At 58.7% G+C, this 16,906-nt stretch carries 15 protein-coding genes; 11 read left to right on the top strand and 4 right to left on the bottom strand.

Translation table 11 applies throughout. The annotated features are described in order from the left end of the window. Window positions 1-301: 301 nt before the first annotated feature. A complete protein-coding gene (locus FJ398_16620; GenBank protein ID MBM3839555.1) occupies window positions 302-526 on the bottom strand; it encodes a hypothetical protein in 225 nt (74 codons plus the stop codon). 116 nt (window positions 527-642) lie between these two features. On the opposite strand from FJ398_16620, the gene FJ398_16625 reads away from it, so the two are divergent. The 4 genes from FJ398_16625 (at window position 643) to FJ398_16640 (ending at window position 5,485) form a co-directional block, all read left to right on the top strand. Further along, window positions 643-2,478 (top strand): tetratricopeptide repeat protein, encoded by a 1,836-nt coding sequence (locus FJ398_16625; protein MBM3839556.1) that lies wholly within the window; start codon window positions 643-645, stop codon window positions 2,476-2,478. A 4-nt stretch (window positions 2,479-2,482) separates the two neighbouring features. Further along, the gene (locus FJ398_16630; protein ID MBM3839557.1) at window positions 2,483-3,853 is read left to right on the top strand and encodes a 3-isopropylmalate dehydratase; all 1,371 of its coding nucleotides are present in this window, start codon (window positions 2,483-2,485) and stop codon (window positions 3,851-3,853) included. A gap of 381 nt (window positions 3,854-4,234) precedes the next feature. Next, window positions 4,235-5,107, top strand: coding sequence for a type II secretion system protein (locus FJ398_16635; GenBank protein ID MBM3839558.1), 873 nt, complete (start codon window positions 4,235-4,237; stop codon window positions 5,105-5,107). A gap of 147 nt (window positions 5,108-5,254) precedes the next feature. Continuing rightward, complete coding sequence (locus tag FJ398_16640) at window positions 5,255-5,485, top strand: hypothetical protein (protein MBM3839559.1); 231 nt, start codon at window positions 5,255-5,257, stop codon at window positions 5,483-5,485. Window positions 5,486-5,563: 78 nt separating this feature from the next. Here FJ398_16640 and FJ398_16645 read toward each other — a convergent pair whose 3' ends face one another. The 3 genes from FJ398_16645 to FJ398_16655 all read right to left on the bottom strand — a co-directional run bounded on the left by FJ398_16645 (window position 5,564) and on the right by FJ398_16655 (window position 10,279). Continuing rightward, the gene (locus FJ398_16645; GenBank protein ID MBM3839560.1) at window positions 5,564-7,963 is read right to left on the bottom strand and encodes a CRTAC1 family protein; all 2,400 of its coding nucleotides are present in this window, start codon (window positions 7,961-7,963) and stop codon (window positions 5,564-5,566) included. Between the two features lie 91 nt (window positions 7,964-8,054). Continuing rightward, entirely contained in the window at window positions 8,055-9,044 is a 990-nt protein-coding gene (locus FJ398_16650; protein ID MBM3839561.1) for a DUF21 domain-containing protein, read from the bottom strand. After that, the gene (locus FJ398_16655) at window positions 9,041-10,279 is read right to left on the bottom strand and encodes an HlyC/CorC family transporter (GenBank protein ID MBM3839562.1); all 1,239 of its coding nucleotides are present in this window, start codon (window positions 10,277-10,279) and stop codon (window positions 9,041-9,043) included. Before FJ398_16655 ends, FJ398_16650 begins: the two co-directional genes overlap by 4 nt. Before the next feature lie 245 nt (window positions 10,280-10,524). Here FJ398_16655 and FJ398_16660 point away from each other — a divergent pair, with 245 nt between their 5' ends. From FJ398_16660 to FJ398_16690, 7 genes are all read left to right on the top strand, one after another. Next, window positions 10,525-11,589 carry a glycosyltransferase gene (locus tag FJ398_16660; GenBank protein ID MBM3839563.1) on the top strand — a complete coding sequence of 355 codons (1,065 nt, stop codon included), beginning with the start codon at window positions 10,525-10,527 and terminating at the stop codon, window positions 11,587-11,589. Window positions 11,590-11,593: 4 nt separating this feature from the next. Then, a complete protein-coding gene (rsmI, locus tag FJ398_16665; protein ID MBM3839564.1) occupies window positions 11,594-12,322 on the top strand; it encodes a 16S rRNA (cytidine(1402)-2'-O)-methyltransferase in 729 nt (242 codons plus the stop codon). Window positions 12,323-12,628: 306 nt separating this feature from the next. Further along, the gene (locus FJ398_16670) at window positions 12,629-14,035 is read left to right on the top strand and encodes a hypothetical protein (protein ID MBM3839565.1); all 1,407 of its coding nucleotides are present in this window, start codon (window positions 12,629-12,631) and stop codon (window positions 14,033-14,035) included. 20 nt (window positions 14,036-14,055) lie between these two features. Next, window positions 14,056-14,541, top strand: a complete 486-nt coding sequence (locus FJ398_16675) for a YajQ family cyclic di-GMP-binding protein (GenBank protein MBM3839566.1) — start codon at window positions 14,056-14,058, stop codon at window positions 14,539-14,541. Between the two features lie 198 nt (window positions 14,542-14,739). Continuing rightward, window positions 14,740-15,537, top strand: coding sequence for a type II secretion system protein (locus FJ398_16680; GenBank protein MBM3839567.1), 798 nt, complete (start codon window positions 14,740-14,742; stop codon window positions 15,535-15,537). 23 nt (window positions 15,538-15,560) lie between these two features. Next, complete coding sequence (locus FJ398_16685) at window positions 15,561-16,118, top strand: gamma carbonic anhydrase family protein (GenBank protein ID MBM3839568.1); 558 nt, start codon at window positions 15,561-15,563, stop codon at window positions 16,116-16,118. A gap of 277 nt (window positions 16,119-16,395) precedes the next feature. Beyond that, the coding region (locus FJ398_16690) for a type II secretion system protein (GenBank protein ID MBM3839569.1) at window positions 16,396-16,906 on the top strand (511 nt) is incomplete at its 3' end.

Raw genomic sequence — 16,906 nt, forward strand, 5'->3', positions numbered from 1 at the left:
TAAGGGTCTGTGCAAAAATAAATTCCGGTTTTGGCGGGAGCGCCGCCTGGCCGGATGCAAGGCGCGAGGAGGGAGCATCCCCGTTTTGGGGCTGTGACCGACGAGCAACGCCGCAGCCGGCCAGGCGGCGCCCCGCCCCGGAGGGCTGGGGCGATTTCGCTTTCTGGCTTCGTTTCTCCTCAGTCGCAGAGCCCTGGCTATGCTCCTTCGTCGTGCCTCGCCAGAAAGCGAAATCGCCTCCAGCAAAACCGGAATTTATTTTTGCACAGACCCTAAGAGATTCCCGCAGGTTCATATACGGTTACCGTGGGTAACGGTGGTGCTGGTGCTGTGAACCAAAACCGAGGAAATGCTGGTGGAACTTCCAGCTTTCAGGAGGCAACTTGGTCTGGACGGATAATAATTCGAGCAGCATCACCGTCGTCACCGCGCCTCGGGTCCGGTGAACGTGAATCTGACCATCACGGGCAGCGGTTTCATTCGGATCGCCGCGTCGAGTTTGATTTGATGTCCGCGCCGGATCCATTTGCCCTCGGCATTAACGCCGAGTGGACTGAATTGGCAAAAAACTGACCGACGGAAAAAGTCGCACCCGAATCAAACGGATTGCAAAGCGGTTCAGCCATACATTACGATAATCCAATGAAACGGTTTTTGGCCTCGATAACTTGGTTCTTGCTCGCTCTTTCGCGTGTTGTTCAGGCGGAAGGGCCAGACGCTCAGTATGTCAAGGTTTACAGTCTAATCGCGGAGGCCGATCAAGCCGCGAGTTCTGGCCAACCAGATTCCGCAAGAGCAAAGTATCTGCAGGCCCAAGAAGAGCTAAAGAAACTTCAAGGCAGCTCTCCTACATGGAATGAAAAAGTGGTTCGATTTCGGCTGGATTACGTTGGAGAGAAATTGAAAGCCTTTGGCCCGATCAGAACGGCGACGATGCCACCAGCGAAACCGTCAGCTCCCGCAGCGCAGGCAGTCGGGGAGAAGGACCGTCAGATTCATGCACTGGCCGTGGAAGTCCAGCAACTGAAAGAAGATAAAGCAATCCTGGAAGCGAAGCTGAGAGAAGCGCTGGCTGCGCGACCTGCCGCCATTGACCCACGCGAATTAGCCAGGGCGGAGGAGCGGATCAAGCTGCTCGAAAAGGAGAAAGAATTGCTCAAGGTTTCGCTCGAACACGAGCAGTCCAAGCCTGGCAGACAAGTGGACGCAGCCCTCGTTGACGATCTGAAAAGGGCACTCGCTGATGCCAACAAGAAGCTCACTGAACAGTCCGATCAAGTCGTTCAGCTCATGCGCGAAAAAGAGATTCTGGAGACTCGTCTGAAGTCCGCGCAGAAGGAGGCCGAAGCAGCCCGGGCCATTCGAACTGAGCACGAGGAGTTGCGGAAACAGCTCGCAACCAGTGCGAAACCCACCGTGGACACCGAAGCCAAAGCCCACCCGCCACAGAAGGAGTCCGCAGTGCCTCCTGGCGCCGGACGCAACTATGAAGCGGAGATTCTCCGTCTCCAGTCGGACTTGAAAACCCTGCAATTGGAGAAGGCGATCCTCGAATCGGCAAGAAAAGAGTTGGAGACAAAACTTGCAAGTTTGACATCCACAAGTGCCAAACCAGTCTCGACTGAAAGCGATCGGCTTAGACAGGTCGAGAAGGAGCGAGACGATCTGCTTAAGAAGTTAAACGAAACGTCCCGGCAGCTTTACGACAACAAAGCTCGCACGGAATCTGTCCGAAAAGAACAGTTCGACAATGAACTGGCGATCTTGCGCGCACGGCTTGAGGTTTTCGAGGCGCGGGCAATCCCGTTTACGCCCGAGGAAAAGGCGCTTTTCGAGAAACCTCGATCCACCGTGGCCAGCCCGGATCCGAAGTCAGGCCGAAAGTCGCTGCGAGAATTACCCCGCGGCGCCGCCCCGCTCGTGGCGGAAGCCGAGCGGTTCTTTGCGGCCAGACGTTACGACGAGGCGGAAAAGAAATACAGCGAAGCGCTTCGCCTGGATGAGAAGAACGCACTGACTCTGGCAAATCTCGCGGCCTGCCAGTTGGAGCAGAACCGGCTCGACGAGGCGGAGGCGAATTTGAAACGCGCGCTGCAAAGCGAGCCGAACGATGCCCAATCGCTTTCGCTTCTGGGAATCTTGCGGTTCCGGCAGGAGAAATTCGATGAAGCGCTCGACTTGCTCAGCCGGTCCGCGCAACTGGATCCTCAGGACCCACAGACACAGAATTACCTGGGCATTACCCTCAGCCAGAACGGCCAGCGCATTCCGGCGGAGACCGCATTGCGAAAGGCGATTCAGATCGCCCCTGGCTACGGCGGAGCTCACCACAATCTGGCGGTCATCTACGCCACGCAGCAGCCACCGTTTGTGGAACTGGCACGGTGGCATTACCAGAAGGCCCTCGCTTCGGGACACCAGCCCAACGCGGAACTTGAGAGACTGATCGAGGGCAGAGGCGCGTCAGAGACGAAATGAAGCTATGACATTGACTGAGAAGATTCTTGCGCGCGCGGCCGGCAAATCGCGCGTTAGTGCGGGAGACAATATCTGGGTCAATGCCGATATCCTTATGACGCACGACGTGTGCGGTCCGGGGACAATCGGCGTCTTCAAGAGAGAATTTGGCAAACAGGCGAAGGTTTGGGATCCAAGGAAAGTGGTGATCATTCCAGATCACTATATTTTCACCGCGGATTCGAAATCGAATCGCAACGTGGACATCCTCCGGGAATTTGTCCGCGAGCAGGGCCTTCCCTATTTCTATGACGTGATCGACGATCCGAACGGGCACTGGGTTTTCGATTCTTCCAAGGGCATGCTGAAACGGCAGTATGGCGCCTCGTATGCAGGCGTCTGTCACACCGCGCTCCCTCAGAAAGGGCACACTCGTCCGGGAGAGATTCTGTTCGGAACGGACTCTCACACGTGCATGGCAGGTGCCTTCAATGAGTTTGCCACCGGGATCGGAAATACCGACGCCGGATTCGTGATGGGGACCGGGAAACTGCTGCTCAAGGTTCCAGAGACAATGCATTTCCGGCTCGAAGGCAAACTCCAGAAGGGGGTCATGGCCAAGGACGTCATCCTCCATTGCATCGGAGAAATCGGATTCGATGGAGCGACGTATCGGGCGATGCAATTTGACGGGTCAGGCGTCGCCAATCTATCCATGGACGACCGCATGACCATCGCCAATATGGCTATCGAAGCGGGCGGCAAAAATGGGATCTTCGAGTTTGACGCGCAGACGCAGACGTTCGTGGATCGCCGCTGCAAACTGAACGGAACAAAGCCCACCTACGAACCTGTCGAAAGGGAGAAGAGCGAGAAGTTCGTCTATGAACTTGTCGTTGACCTCTCCAAACTCGAACCGACCGTCGCGTGCCATCCGGACCCTGGCCAACGCAAACTGGCGAGGGATCTCGGACACATCAGGCTTGACCGGGCTTATATCGGCTCATGCACGGGAGGGAAAACAAGCGACTTCGTGGATTTCGCGCGAATTCTGCAAGGGAAGCGGGTCGCCATCGACACATTTGGCGTCCCGGCCACGCCGGAGATCGTGCATGATCTACAGACCGCCCGTTGGGGCGAGAAAACGGTTTGGCAGATTCTGGTAGAGGCTGGCGTTCAGATGACTGAAAACGCAAGCTGTGCGGCGTGCCTCGGCGGGCCTGTGGATACTTTCGGCCGCATGAACACCCCCATGAAATGCATCAGCGCTACGAACCGGAATTTCCCGGGCCGGATGGGCCACAAAGAATCCCAGGTTTTTCTGGCTTCGCCCGCGACAGTCGCCGCCAGCGCAGTCAACGGGCATATCACCGACCCGCGGGAGTTTTTGAGCTAACACGAACCGCGCAAATCAACCAACTCACTCCCAACCGCGCCTCGCCGAACAACAAGGACATGATTTGGTTGAGCGACCGTTGCGACGAGCCTCACGAAGGAGTGATTAACGTGGCCAAGAAAAAAGGCGGCTCAATGCACAAAGCCGCCTGAGGAACTAACGGGCATGAATAGGCCAAACCCGCATCTGTAGAATCGGCACTTTCTGCCACGACTTTAGGGTCCGTGCAAAAATAACTTCGGATTTTGGCGGGAGCGCCGCCTGGCCTGCGGCGAGGAGAAAAAGAGTATTGAAATCCGTTTTCGGAAGCCTAAGATGCCTCCCGGTTGATTTCAGAACTTTGATCTCAGCCACCCAACACCTGAGTTACCTAGACCATTTATGAAATTCCAACACTCTTCGGGTTCAAGGGGCCCCGGATTCACCTTGATCGAATTGCTCGTCGTCATCGCGATCATCGCGATCCTGGCCGGTATGCTTTTGCCGGCTTTGGCCAAAGCCAAAACCAAGGCGCAAGGGATTTCCTGCATGAGCAACAACCAGCAATTGCTCAAAGCCTGGCACTTGTATGCGGGCGATTTCGATGACGCCTGCGCCAACAACTTCACCATCCCGGACACCGAGGCCGCGATTAACAACAAGAAGTTCGACAACTGGGTCAACAATGTTATGACCTGGGGCGCCGGCACGGGAGCTGCAGATGTCAGCAACACCAACGTCCTGTGGGTGCAGAACGGCGTGCTCGCCCCCTATACCACGGCTGCTCTGGCCATTTACAAATGTCCCGCCGACAACTTCGTCAGCCCCCAGCAGAAGGCCAAGGGTTGGAAGAGCCGGCTGCGGAGCAACGCGATGAACGCTCTGTTTGGCAAGTCGAGCGGCAATCCGGGCGACATCAGTTGGAGAGGACAAAGCTGGTATGCCAGCGGCCAGTATCGCCAATTCCTCAAAACTTCCCACGTCCCGAATCCTGGGATGACTTGGCTGACGGTTGATGAGCATCCGGATTCGATCAACGACGGATTCTTCATCGTCGATATCAATGCCAGCCAGTGGGGTGATCTTCCGGCCTCGTTCCACAACCGCGCTTGCGGATTCTCGTTTGCGGACGGGCACGCGGAGATCAAGAAATGGCAAAGCGCAAGATCGGTTTATCCGGTTCGATTCGGCTTTTCCATCCAGCCCTTCGACGCCGCGGCCAAGCTGGATTTCGCCTGGTACCGGGAACGGACTGGATACATTCTCTACCGCTGAGCAAATTGCGGATTGCCGATTGCGGATTTGGGGAGACATGTCCAGCGGTTCTGCCGAAGGAAGCGAAAGACACCAAAGAATTCATTCGGGCGTGAAGATTCTTTGGTCGATCAGCGTTCTCGGAGTGAGTTTAAGCCCATTGCGCAAATGAACGGTTGGCGGAGTCCGCGCCTGGGAATCCAGTTCGAACTCGCTGCCGAAGGGTTGTCTCTGAGATATCCTGATGGCCGCCCCTTTCTTGAGGTTTGGGAATTGTTTCAGGCGGTGGAAGGTGAACGATCTCGCGCGGAGGTGGAAACCAAGCGAGCTGAGCGCCTGGCTGCCAGGCTGCGGGCGTTGGGGATTGATCCGGACAAAGAAGCGGATCCGGGGACTTAAATGGATGAGTGGATAAGTGATCAGGGATCCAACAATCCATTCATCCATCCAGTACTCCATTTGCCGTGCCGCCAGACTTCATTTCGGCGCTGGAATTGAGTGGTACCGATTCACCGGGGGTTCGTCCAGAGAGATCATTTTGCCGCCGGGCCATCGGATTTCAGCGCGGACCACGCGGTCAAGCGTGCCAAGCCCAAAGTGAACCGTGTTCGCGTGCTGAGAACGGTAAGAATCCCCCGTCACAATCTGGCGAGTGACTTCGCGGCCGTTGTAGTGCAGCGTGACGCGGGCGCCCACCAGCGTTTTTCCGGCCTCTTCGCGGAAGTGGAACCCGATCCAGTTGCCCCCGTTCTCCAGCATGTTCTTGAAAACGCGCAACGTTTGCCTGGCCACCGGCCACACTTCCAGAGTCGTGACCAGCAAATCCACGCGCCCGTCGCCATCCAGGTCATCTGCGACAACGTTGCGTGAATCCTGTTCCATCGCGATTCCCCACAAGTGGCCGATTTCAACGAACAATTCCCCCCGTTGATTCAGGTAAAGCCGGTTCTTCTCATAGCCGGCGTAGGACCAACCTCGGCCCCGCGTCCGTGCGAACTTGCTCGTGAAATAGGCCGTCGCCGCCGCGTCATCGACCGAATCGTCCACGTAAATGTCGTGCAGCCAAAACTCCGGCTCGTAGTCGCGCACCGTCTGCTTCGATTCGTGGCCGTTGGCGACATAAACGTCGGGGAATCCGTCGTTATCGAAATCAAAAGCACTGCACCCCCACGACCACCCCGATCGGGCGATAGACTCGCTCAACGGCGTTTGAACAAACCCGGATTCAGCGCGCGCCAGAAAGAGCCGGTTCCCGAACGTCATCCGACTGCGCATCGTTGTGTCTTCGACGGCGCCGGGCCGCGCGAGTCCCAAATGCTCCAGCCGATCGACCGTCGGCGAGTTCATCCCGATCATCAGAAGATCGAGCCGCCCGTCCGCGTTGAAATCCGCGAGCGCGTGCGCCATGCCGAACGCGTGCGAGTCCTCAACCCACTCCGGCGTGACGTCGGTGAAATGGCCGCGCCCGTCATTCCGATACAGATCGACGCCCGCGAAATCGCTCGCCACCACCAGGTCGAGGCGGCCGTCATCATTGAGATCGGCGAAGGACGCGCTGAAGACACGCCGGAATCGTTTGTGCTCCAATCCCGAAGCCGCCGTCGCGTCGGTGAAATTGCCGCGGCCATCATTCAGCAAGAGATAAGCGGGATGCCCATCGTTGGCATCGTGAAAGTTTGGCCTCAAAACCTGGCCGAGCGTAGGAATCTTGTATTGGCCGAGGAACAAATCGAGATCGCCGTCTTGATCGATGTCTCCGCACGTCAACACCGAGGCATTTTGCAAGCGCGGATTGGCCATCCACACCAGGCGCCCGGCGGCATTGAACGCGCCCCGCTCCGAGCCTTTGAAGAAAATCAAGCCTTCCGGCTTTGCGCAGAGAAAATCCGCCGTGCCATCGCCATCGCTGTCCGCAATGACCGCCGTGAAAATCAAGCCGGGCGGAATCCGGCACAACGGCTCCGGTTCGTAGCGATCCTTCCCGCGCCGGCGATAGACCAGATTTTTTGCTGCCAGGACAATTTCCGAAAGACCGTCTTCGTCGAGATCGTAGAGGATCAGCGGGTCAATCGTGGCTGACTTCTCCGGCGGGGCGATGGTTTCCTGGAGGATCATCCGAAAAGGCGGCTCACCAGCTCTCGTCTTGAGCGTCAGACGGCTGGCGTCGATCTGTTTGACGAGCGCGGAATGCGGCGCGCGGAGTGCGGAATGGGAAGCGGGCAGATCCTCCGTCTGGAGGCTGCCGCGGCCAGACACACTCGCAGGGGCCGGGGTGGCCGCCCATTCTACGATCAAATCGCCCTCCACCGCGGCTCGCTCCGAACGCGCTGATCGTGTCAGATGCGCCGAGAAATAGAATCGACTTTGTCGCGGCAGACCGGCTTCGTCCGTGTCGAAACGGGTGTGGCGAAATTCCGTTTGTTCGAGGCGCCAGCCGGCGCGCGCGAACTCCTCGACAAATCGCCGCCATTCTTCGGTTGTGAGCGAACGCCCGGTTGCGAGCGGATTTCGCAGTTTGATCCCGTGCGGCAGGTCTTGCGTCCGGCTCCAATCGCCCAGCACGATTTCGCTCACGGGGAAATCGGCGGCCAGCTTGAGTTTGTTCGTCGCCGCATTGAGCGAATCCCACAGCCCTTCGAAAGTCCGGCCGCATTCCTGGGCGAGCAATTCTTTGCCCCAAACGGATTCTGCAACTTCGCGTTCCCTGGCTTCGAAAGCCGCAAGCTTGGCCGTAATTTCCCGAATGGGCCGATCACTGGGATTTGCGGACTCATCTGAGCTTGGAGATTCGTGCGAAAACCAAATGGCAAACACAGCGACGCCAATAGACAAAAGCACGAGCCAGGCGGCAAAAGATCGCTTTGAGAGCTCGTTCACTCAAAAATTTGAAGGGCCGCTTTGAAGGCAACCCCTCAGGCAAGGACGGTGGAGCAAGGCTGCTTCGACGTCAAGATACGCTGCCGGCTGACTAAAGGCTGATCTCCCCAAAAATGACCTTCAATATGTCTTGCAGGCTGACGACCCCCATCTCGCGCTGGTCGGGCCCCAGCACGATCGCCAGCCGTTGGCCGCTGCGCTGCATCCGCCGCAGCGCTTCGTCGAGCCGGAGCTCGTCCCGGAGATAAAGCGCCGGCGTCACGTACGCGCCCGCGGACTTCTCCGGGTCAAAACTCGGCGAATAAAGGAAACTGCGCAGATTGGCCACGCCCACGATCCGGCGAACGCTTCCGTCCGTTTGCCAGACGGGCAGGCGCGTCAGATGGTGTTCCTGGCAAAGTTTGAGCAACTCCCGAGCCGGAGCGGACTGGGCAACTCCAATCACTTTTGGGAGCGGCACCGCGATCGAGCGCACCGGAAGATTCTGCAGGTCCAGGACGCGGGCAATCATGCCCCGTTCTTCGGTCGTGAGACCGGCGGCCGATTCCTGCGTCATCATCCGCAGTTCGCTCCGGCTGCCGAACAAATGGCCCTTGAAACTCGCGGCTCCAGTCCAGCGCATCAATCGGTTCGAAAACCAGGCGAGCAGCGAAACCAGCGGCGACAGGCTCAAGTGCATGAACCGGAATGGCACGGCCAGCGCCAGGCAAAGCCGCGTCGGGAAAAGCTGGAACAGCATCTTGGGCAGCAGATCACACAGCGCGTAAAAGGAGAATGCGATCAACAGGAAGGCCGCCAGAAACAAGGCCGGTTGCTTGCTCAAGGCGTCGAACAGCGCGGCCACGATGATGCTGAAAGCCAGAAACGTCGTGAGCGTGTTGCCGATGAGAATCGTCCAGAGAAAATTCTCCGAGTTTTCCAGATAGCCGTGCAGCAGCGCCGCGCGATGGTTGCCGGCCCGCATCTGCTGGCGAATCCGCAGGCGGCTGAGCGCAAACACTCCCGCCTCCATTCCGGAAAACAAAAAGGACAAGGCCACGCACAACCCGACAAACAAGTAGAATGTCCAGTCCAGGTTCACGCCTTCTTCGTCGCCTCCACCAGCAATTCCCGCACGCGCCGCTCGTCCGCGGCCTGGGCCGTGAGGCGCAAACCGGAAAACAGCGCGGTTTCGCCCTGGGCCGGGACCACGCCCAGCAACGCGGTGAGCAACCCGCCCATCGTGTCCACCTCCGGCAATTCCTCCAGCGCCGGAAATTCGCGGCGGAAATCGTCCACCCGCATCGTGCCGTGAACGCGCCAGCGGCCTTCTCCCAGCTTCTCCATGATGAAGCCCTGGGCTTCGCCTTCGCCGTGCAGTTCGCCGACGACTTCTTCCAGAATATCCTCCATCGTTACCAACCCGGCCGTGCCGCCGAATTCATCCAGCACAATCGCCAGGCCGCGCTGCTGGCGCTGCAAGCTCTTGAACAACTGCAGCAAGTTCATCGTCTCCGGCACAAACGACGGCAGCTCGATGGCCTCCGCCAGGTCGATGTGCGGATCGAGCAGCAGCGTGCGCGTGTTCAGGATGCCGACAATCGTGTCCGGCGTTTCGTCGAAAAGCGGCAGGCGCCGGTGCTTGAATTTGCGCGCCGCCGCGATCATATCCTCGATGGAGAGATCGTCCGAGATGCAGGCCATTTGCGCGCGCGGTTTCATCACGTCCTTGGCCGTGCGCTGGTCCAGGCTGATGATTTGCAGGATGATCTCTTTCTCCGCTTTGCGCAGCGCGCCTTGCTGGTAGGCCATCTCGATCAACTCCTGATACTCCGCCTCCGTCATGGCGCTGCGCGGCTTGACCGACTCCGGAACGATGGCGCGAAGAATCAGCGTGTTCATCGAAAGCGCCACGCGCCGGAGCGGTTTCGACACCGTCAGCAAAAACGCCACCGGTTTCACCAGACGCAAGGCCCACGCTTCCGGATCGCGGACCGCCAGCGTCTTGGGAATCACCTCGCACGGCACGAGAATCACCAGCAGCGCGCCCGCGATCGTCCAGCCGATCTGCCAACTCCCTTCCAGACCGAGCCACAACGCCGTCCCGACCAAACCGGCGTTCGCGAAAGTATTGCCGAGCACGATGGTCGCGAGCAAATCTTGAGGCTCGTTGAGGAGGCGGACGACCTGGTTTCCCAACGCCGGTGATCGCTCGGCCATCTCCTGGGCGCGCCATTTGCCAAGCGAGAACAGCGCCGATTCCGCCACGGCGAAGAAAGCGCTTGCGGCCGCAAAGACAGCCATTCCGGTGATCGCCATGATCGGCAAATCCGCCATGTGCCGCGAGTATCCGAAAAAGCCGGCTGCCGCAAAAGACAAAAACGCGTGTCTTAGGGTTGCCAACCTGTAAGGCTCCCATATTGTCGGCGAACCGTACGCCGCGTATTGAGAGGCGGACGAGGCGACCCCTCAGTTAACAACGGTGAGGCGACGCTCCTGCGGAGCTTTTCTTCGATGGCATTGGCTCGGCAGGAGCCTCGCTCCACCTTAGCCGAGGGGATACCGGACGAGATCGTTTTCCCGTGACGAGCAATCCTCAGAACCAGCAAAAGTCCGAGCGCGCTCCGCTCCGCCGGCTCGATATCTTGCTGGCGACGCTCACGGGGCCGGTGTCTTCCACGGCTTTTTACGAAAAGGCCTTGCGCAAACGGCACCGCGTCGTGACGTTCGGTCCGTACCGTGACGCCAAGTTTTGGAAGGACTGGGGCGAAGGATTGAAGGGCCACGCCTTTTACAGAGCGGGATCGGCCGAACACTGGGAGGACGTATGCACGCGGCTCGCCAAACCCTGCGACATCGTCACGCAGCCGGGCATGGTCGATCTGCGCGAATTGAAGAAACAGTTGCCCAAGGATTTTCAGCCCGAGGTTTTCATCTGGATGGATACGCACGAGTGGAACTTGCCCTTCTACATGGAGGCGCTGAATTGTCCGAGTGTCGCCGTGTTTGGCGACACGCATCTGCACATGCTCGGCAACTGGGACGTGTGGCTGTCGTACGCCAAAGTGTTCGATTTTGTGTTTGTGACTTTCAACAAACCGCACGTCCGGCATTTTGTCGAAGCCGGATGCCGCCGTGTGTTCTGGTCGCCAGCCGCGTGTGACGCCGAGGCTCACGGCAAGATTCCATCCGATAAGATTTACCCGGTGAGTTTCGTCGGCGGCACGTCCACGCTCCACACGGATCGAGTCGAACTCTTGCGCTTTCTTCTCCAGCAGGGGATTGACCTGCACGTCGATTCCAGAGTGCTTCAGGACATGGCGCTGATTTTCAGCCGCTCGAAAATTGTTTTGAACACCACGATTGCGGACGACCTGAACATGCGCGTGTTTGAAGCGCTGGCTTCCGGCAGCCTCGTGTTGACGAATCGCCTGAGCCGCGAATCGGGGTTGGAAGAACTCTTCGTGGATCGAAAGCACCTCGTCCTGTACGACCGGGACAACGTGTTGGAACTGATTCGTTACTATCTGAGCCACGACGAAGAAAGAGGACGCATCGCCGCCGCCGGCTATGCCGAGGCGCTCGGCAAGCACACTTATGAACACCGGGTGGAACAAATCCTCGAAACAGTGTGGCAGCACCTTTGAACCAATGAGCGCGTCCGGTTTGCCAGAACTCCGCGCCGGGACGTTGTATCTCGTGGCCACGCCGATTGGCAATCTGGAGGACATCACCCTCCGGGCGCTGCGCACGTTGAAAGAGTGCGCCGTGGTCGCGGCCGAGGACACTCGGCGCACGGCCCAGTTGCTGAAACATTATGAGATCTCCAAACCGCTCCTCAGCTACTTCAAGTTCAATGAAGCCAAGCGCAGCGAGGAAATCATCGAACGGCTGCGGCGCGGAGAAAAGGTGGCGTTGGTGACGGACGCTGGGAGCCCCGGCATCAGCGACCCCGGCGGACGCGTCGTCCGCGCCGCCGTGGAGGCGGGCCTTCGAGTCGAAGCTGTGCCCGGCCCGTGCGCGCTCGTTGCGGCCCTGACCGCAAGTGGTTTGCCGACGGATGAGTTTCATTTCATTGGCTTTCTCCCGCACAAGTCCGGCCAGCGGAGGAAGACGTTGGAACGGCTGAAGGATTTGAGCGCGACTCTCGTTTTGTATGAGTCTCCGCATCGGATCGGGAAGTTGCTGGCGGAATTAGCGGAAATTTTTCCGGATCGTCCGGTGGTTCTGGCGAGAGAGCTGACGAAGAAATTCGAGGAGTACCTTCGCGGTTCACCGGCGGAACTTCTGGCGGTTGCCCAGGCGCGTTCTCTCAAGGGCGAATTCGTGGTTTTGATTGGACCTGCCAACCCGGATTCGCCGGCGCAAAGCATCGCGTGAGTCGATGGCATTTCCTTCGTTTTCTTCGTTCCCTTTTGTAAAGGCTGCGAAGCCACTTTTTCGCAGCCAGGTCTCCGAAGAAAGTAATGTTCCGCAATCATCCTCATTGCGCACAGGCCGCGGTTAATCTTGCCCACCCATTTAACGATTTGACCTTGTAACGCTGTAACGATTCGGCTGCGGCTTTGCCGCTCTTTGGCGACTAGCGTCCATCCTTCCCTCTTGACCAAAACGAAGGGATAGCGATTCTGATTTCTACGTCCTGGGCAAACGCCCAACATCGCTGCCCAGCGCGACAAAGTGCTTATGAGCCTGAACAACGCAACTTCCTCGAACGGCGCAAACCAGACACAGGAAATCCCGTCTGTTTCGCGTCCGGAAGAGCGCGCAGCCGCAGCGCAACGCGCCCGCGCTTACGCCTTCCGCTTCCCCAGAGATCGGCGGCGACTCGGCGGCAAATTTTCCGTCGAGGAGAACGCCCGCCGGCTGTTGCGCTTTTTCTATTTCGAACGCCGGCTCATGCAAGCCCTGGGCGCGTGGACGCTGAGCATTCCAGAGTTTGAAGCGAAACTGGAAACGGGTCGCCACATCTTCTATCACGCCGACGCCGCCCGGCTTTTGCGCGAACGGCTGCACGAACAGGAGAAACGCTTCGCCGACATCGACGCACACCGCGACCCCGAGATCGATCGTTTCGTCGAAGAAGCGCTGAACGCGTCCGATCCGGCGGAGCTGTTGGTGGGCGTGCATCAAGTGGCGGGCCGGACGCTGCAGACGGCGTATCGCCACCACATCGATGACACGGACCCGATTACAGACGCGCCGACGGTCCGTGTGCTGCGCCGCATTCTCACGGATTACGAGCCGATGCTGGAGTGGGCGGAAGAAGCCATCGCGGCTTACGTCGAAGGCGGGATCGACGAAGCGCGCCTGGGGGCGTGGCGCTGGCATTTGCAGCGATTGCTTGGAAGCATCGGCGGCGGCGGCGGCGCCGATCCGCGCAACGCGGAACCGGCGCCGCTGCGGAGCGTGGCGAAACCGTTTCAGCGCGGCACGGCGCCGCTGCGGGACGTGCGTTTCGAGACCTTCAAAAACACGGGCGACTACGACACGGCGGACGGCGCGGCGCGTTTCCCGAAGGATTCGTACGAAAACCTGCGCTTGCGCTTTATCCGGACGCAACGGGATGAAGTCGATGCCATCGAAGCGTTCGGGACGTTTATCTGGGACATCCGGTTCAAGGATTTTCAGGCGGAATACGATCTGGCGCGCATCACCTGGGACGAAGCACGGCACACGGAGATCGGCCATCGCGCGCTGCAAGCCGCGGGCTACGACCCGTTCGAGTTGCGCAATCGGCTCACCGGCTCGACGTGCCGCGGGCCGATGGACCCGGCGTTTGCCATGGCGGAGATCAATCTCTTCGGCGAGGTCGGCGTTCTGAAGACCATCAGCGGCTTCATCGATACCGCGCGCGAACGGCAGGACGCGCTGCTGGTCCATATCGCGGACTTCATCCGCGCGGATGAGCGGACGCACGTGCGCAAAGGCCAGCACATCATCAAGTGCATGACGAGCCTGGGCGCGAAGGAACTCGAACTCCGCACTCGCGAATTGTTCACCGAGTGCCTCGTCAGCCTGGGCGCGGTGAAGCCGGACATGGACGTCTTCACCGTGTCCCGTGAAGACATCGAACACTTGGTAGGGGAGTGATTTCAGCGTATCTTTTCGCCATGCCATCTTTCGATATCGTTTCAATCGTCAGTTCGATGGAAGTCGAGAACGCGGTGAATCAAGCGCGGAAGGAACTCGCGAATCGATTCGACTTCAAGGCCTCGAAAGCCGAGATTTCTTTGGAGAAAAACGAAATCAAACTTTCCGCCGAGGACAAATTCAAGATCAAGGCCCTGGAAGAAATGGTGATCGGCAAGCTCGCCAAGCGCCAGGTCAGCCTGAAGAATGTAGAGCGGGGAGAGCCGGAGATTTCACCGCTCGGACACGCGCGCCAGGTTCTGAAAATCAAGCAGGGCATCGAACCGCTGGTCGCGAAGCAGGTCACCACGTTCATCCGCGATTTGAAGCTCAAGGTGACGGCGCAAATCCTGGAGGACCAAATCCGCGTCAGCGGAAAGAGCAAGGACGATTTGCAGTCAGTGATTGCGGCCGTGCGCGGGCATGATTTTCCGGTCGCGCTCTCGTTTCAGAATTATCGAGAGTAATACTTAAGTGAACCTCTGTGGGGCGAGCGTCCTCGCGAGCCAAATTCAATCGAACAGTGCGGTGGACGGCTCGGCGGGAGCCTCGCCCCACCAAGACCGAGGCATTACCATCGAGACTAGATTCCCGATGACAATGCGATCTCATTGTGCTAGAAGGCAGACTAAGAACCGCGCCACAACACCAAAGGTCTTTATGAAATGAAAAATTCCCGATCCAGCTTGCGAGCTTTTACCCTCATCGAACTCCTGGTGGTCATTGCCATCATCGCGATCCTTGCCGGGATGTTGCTCCCAGCTCTGGCCCGAGCGAAATCCAAAGGCGAACGCATCAAATGTCTGAACAACCTGAAGCAGGTCGCGATTTTCATGCAGCTTTACACGGACGACAACAACGACACGTTCCCTGGCCATCGCAACCAGGGCTTGAACACTTCGGATAGCGGCCCTTCGCTGACCAATTGGTGGGGCCGCACGATCGTCGGATACGGGGACACCTCCGCCAGCAATTATTTCCGCTGCCCGAGCCTGAAGACGCGTCGGAAGGACAATGGCGTGACCTGGCAGTGGAAGTTCGACTGCCATCTGGTGGGCTACGGCTACAACGGCTATTTCCTGGGCATTCATCCGTACGCGGGCGACGATTTGACGGTCGCGGGGGTCAAACTCCCCACGCGGCCCTGGTTCAAGCGGTCGGCCATTATCGCTCCGGCCGACAACCTCGTGATCGGCGATTCCATGCCGAAAGCGGACCTGATGTGGAGCAGCAGCCTCTGGTGGCCGGCGTCCTGCATGAACGAACGCGCCAGCACCACCAAAGGCTTCGAGGGGATCGACCCGATCCGCCACGTCGGCAGTGGCGTCGCCGTGTTCAACGACGGCCATGCCGAGGCGCGCAAAGATGCGCAGATTAATCCGCCGATGGACCCTTACTCTGGAAATGCCAAGAGCCTGATCAACGCCCGCTTCTGGGATCCGCTCCAGAGATCGAATCAGTGACAGTTGCGAGTTTGACGAGCGGCATGTCCGGCATCGCCAGTCTTCTGGATTCCTTCCTCAGAAAGCACCCGACTTTGGGAGTGGGCGTTTATATCGCGCGCACCGCAGTTGTCCTCGGCGATGTCACCCTGGGTGATTATTCGAGTGTCTGGTACAACGCGGTGCTTCGAGGCGACATCAACCGGATTGCCGTGGGCCATCACTCGAACGTCCAGGACAACGCGGTAATCCATTTAGCGGAGGAACTGCCGTGCCTCGTCGGGAATTACGTCACCATCGGCCACTCGGCCATCGTCCACGCTTGCACGGTGGGTGACGAATGCCTGATCGGCATGGGGGCGACAATACTGGACGGCGCGATCATTGGGGACCAATCCATCGTCGGCGCCAACGCCTTGGTGACGCAGGGGACTCAGGTCCCCGCCGGCTCTCTCGTGCTGGGTTCTCCCGCCAAAGTGGTGCGGGCGCTTGGCGAAAAAGAAAGAGCCTCGCTCCGCACCTGGGCCGAGCACTATATCGAGAACGCGGCCTATTGTCTCCGGCACGGGATTCAGATTGGCGGGCCTTTGCCGACACTCTGAGCGCAGGCTTTGTGTTCGGTGTGTCGGGGTGCCGGTGTATCGGGGTAGGAGGCGCAATTCACCGACACGCCAGCACTCCGAGACCCCGACCGATGCAAGCCGTGTCATCTCTTCCGGCCGCGACCGCCGCCAAGATGTGCCTGCAAACGCACAGTTCTCAAATGCCGGCCATTCGTGCAGAGTGTTCAAAACGCGGAAACGAATGGTTGACGTAAATTGTGCCCGCAATTACGATTCGGCCCCGTCTCCTAAACACCAACAATGCATTGAAGATATTATGAAGAACTTCAGTTTGAGAACGCGCTTTGCCCGGGCGTTTCTCCCACCCAATCGCCACGCTTTCACGCTCATTGAGTTGCTCGTCGTGATCGCGATCATCGCTATTCTGGCGGGAATGCTCCTGCCCGCTCTTTCCAAGGCCAAGGCCAAGGCCCAAGGCATCAAGTGCATGAATAACAACAAGCAGTTGGGCCTCGCCTGGATTCTCTACGCCGACGACAACAGCGACAAGCTGACTGGAAATCTGGACGGAGGCGAGGCGCAGAATGGCGCGAACACGAACCGAACTTGGTGCGTCGGCTGGCTGGACCTTTCGGGAACTTCCCATAACACGAACCTGAATTACCTTCGATATTCGCAACTGGGAGCGTATAGCGGATCAACCGATGTCTATCGTTGCCCTGCGGATAATAGTCTGAGCCGAGGTCTCACGGGCGCGCCGCGTGTTCGCTCCGTTTCGATGAATGCTTATCTGGGTGATCGCGGAGGTCCATTCTCGGGCGGTTATT

The organism is Verrucomicrobiota bacterium (assembly GCA_016871535.1).
Taxonomy (GTDB): Bacteria; Verrucomicrobiota; Verrucomicrobiia; order Limisphaerales; family SIBE01; genus VHCZ01.

Bases quoted from the DNA above. Each gene is read 5' to 3' on its own strand.
- FJ398_16680 (MBM3839567.1), top strand. From the start codon at position 14,740: ATGAAAAATTCCCGATCCAGCTTGCGAGCTTTTACCCTCATCGAACTC.
- FJ398_16620 (MBM3839555.1), bottom strand. From the start codon at position 526: ATGGATCCGGCGCGGACATCAAATCAAACTCGACGCGGCGATCCGAAT.
- FJ398_16635 (MBM3839558.1), top strand. From the start codon at position 4,235: ATGAAATTCCAACACTCTTCGGGTTCAAGGGGCCCCGGATTCACCTTG.
- rsmI (MBM3839564.1), top strand. From the start codon at position 11,594: ATGAGCGCGTCCGGTTTGCCAGAACTCCGCGCCGGGACGTTGTATCTC.
- FJ398_16685 (MBM3839568.1), top strand. From the start codon at position 15,561: ATGTCCGGCATCGCCAGTCTTCTGGATTCCTTCCTCAGAAAGCACCCG.
- FJ398_16675 (MBM3839566.1), top strand. From the start codon at position 14,056: ATGCCATCTTTCGATATCGTTTCAATCGTCAGTTCGATGGAAGTCGAG.
- FJ398_16670 (MBM3839565.1), top strand. From the start codon at position 12,629: ATGAGCCTGAACAACGCAACTTCCTCGAACGGCGCAAACCAGACACAG.
- FJ398_16630 (MBM3839557.1), top strand. From the start codon at position 2,483: ATGACATTGACTGAGAAGATTCTTGCGCGCGCGGCCGGCAAATCGCGC.
- FJ398_16640 (MBM3839559.1), top strand. From the start codon at position 5,255: ATGAACGGTTGGCGGAGTCCGCGCCTGGGAATCCAGTTCGAACTCGCT.
- FJ398_16655 (MBM3839562.1), bottom strand. From the start codon at position 10,279: ATGGCGGATTTGCCGATCATGGCGATCACCGGAATGGCTGTCTTTGCG.
- FJ398_16625 (MBM3839556.1), top strand. From the start codon at position 643: ATGAAACGGTTTTTGGCCTCGATAACTTGGTTCTTGCTCGCTCTTTCG.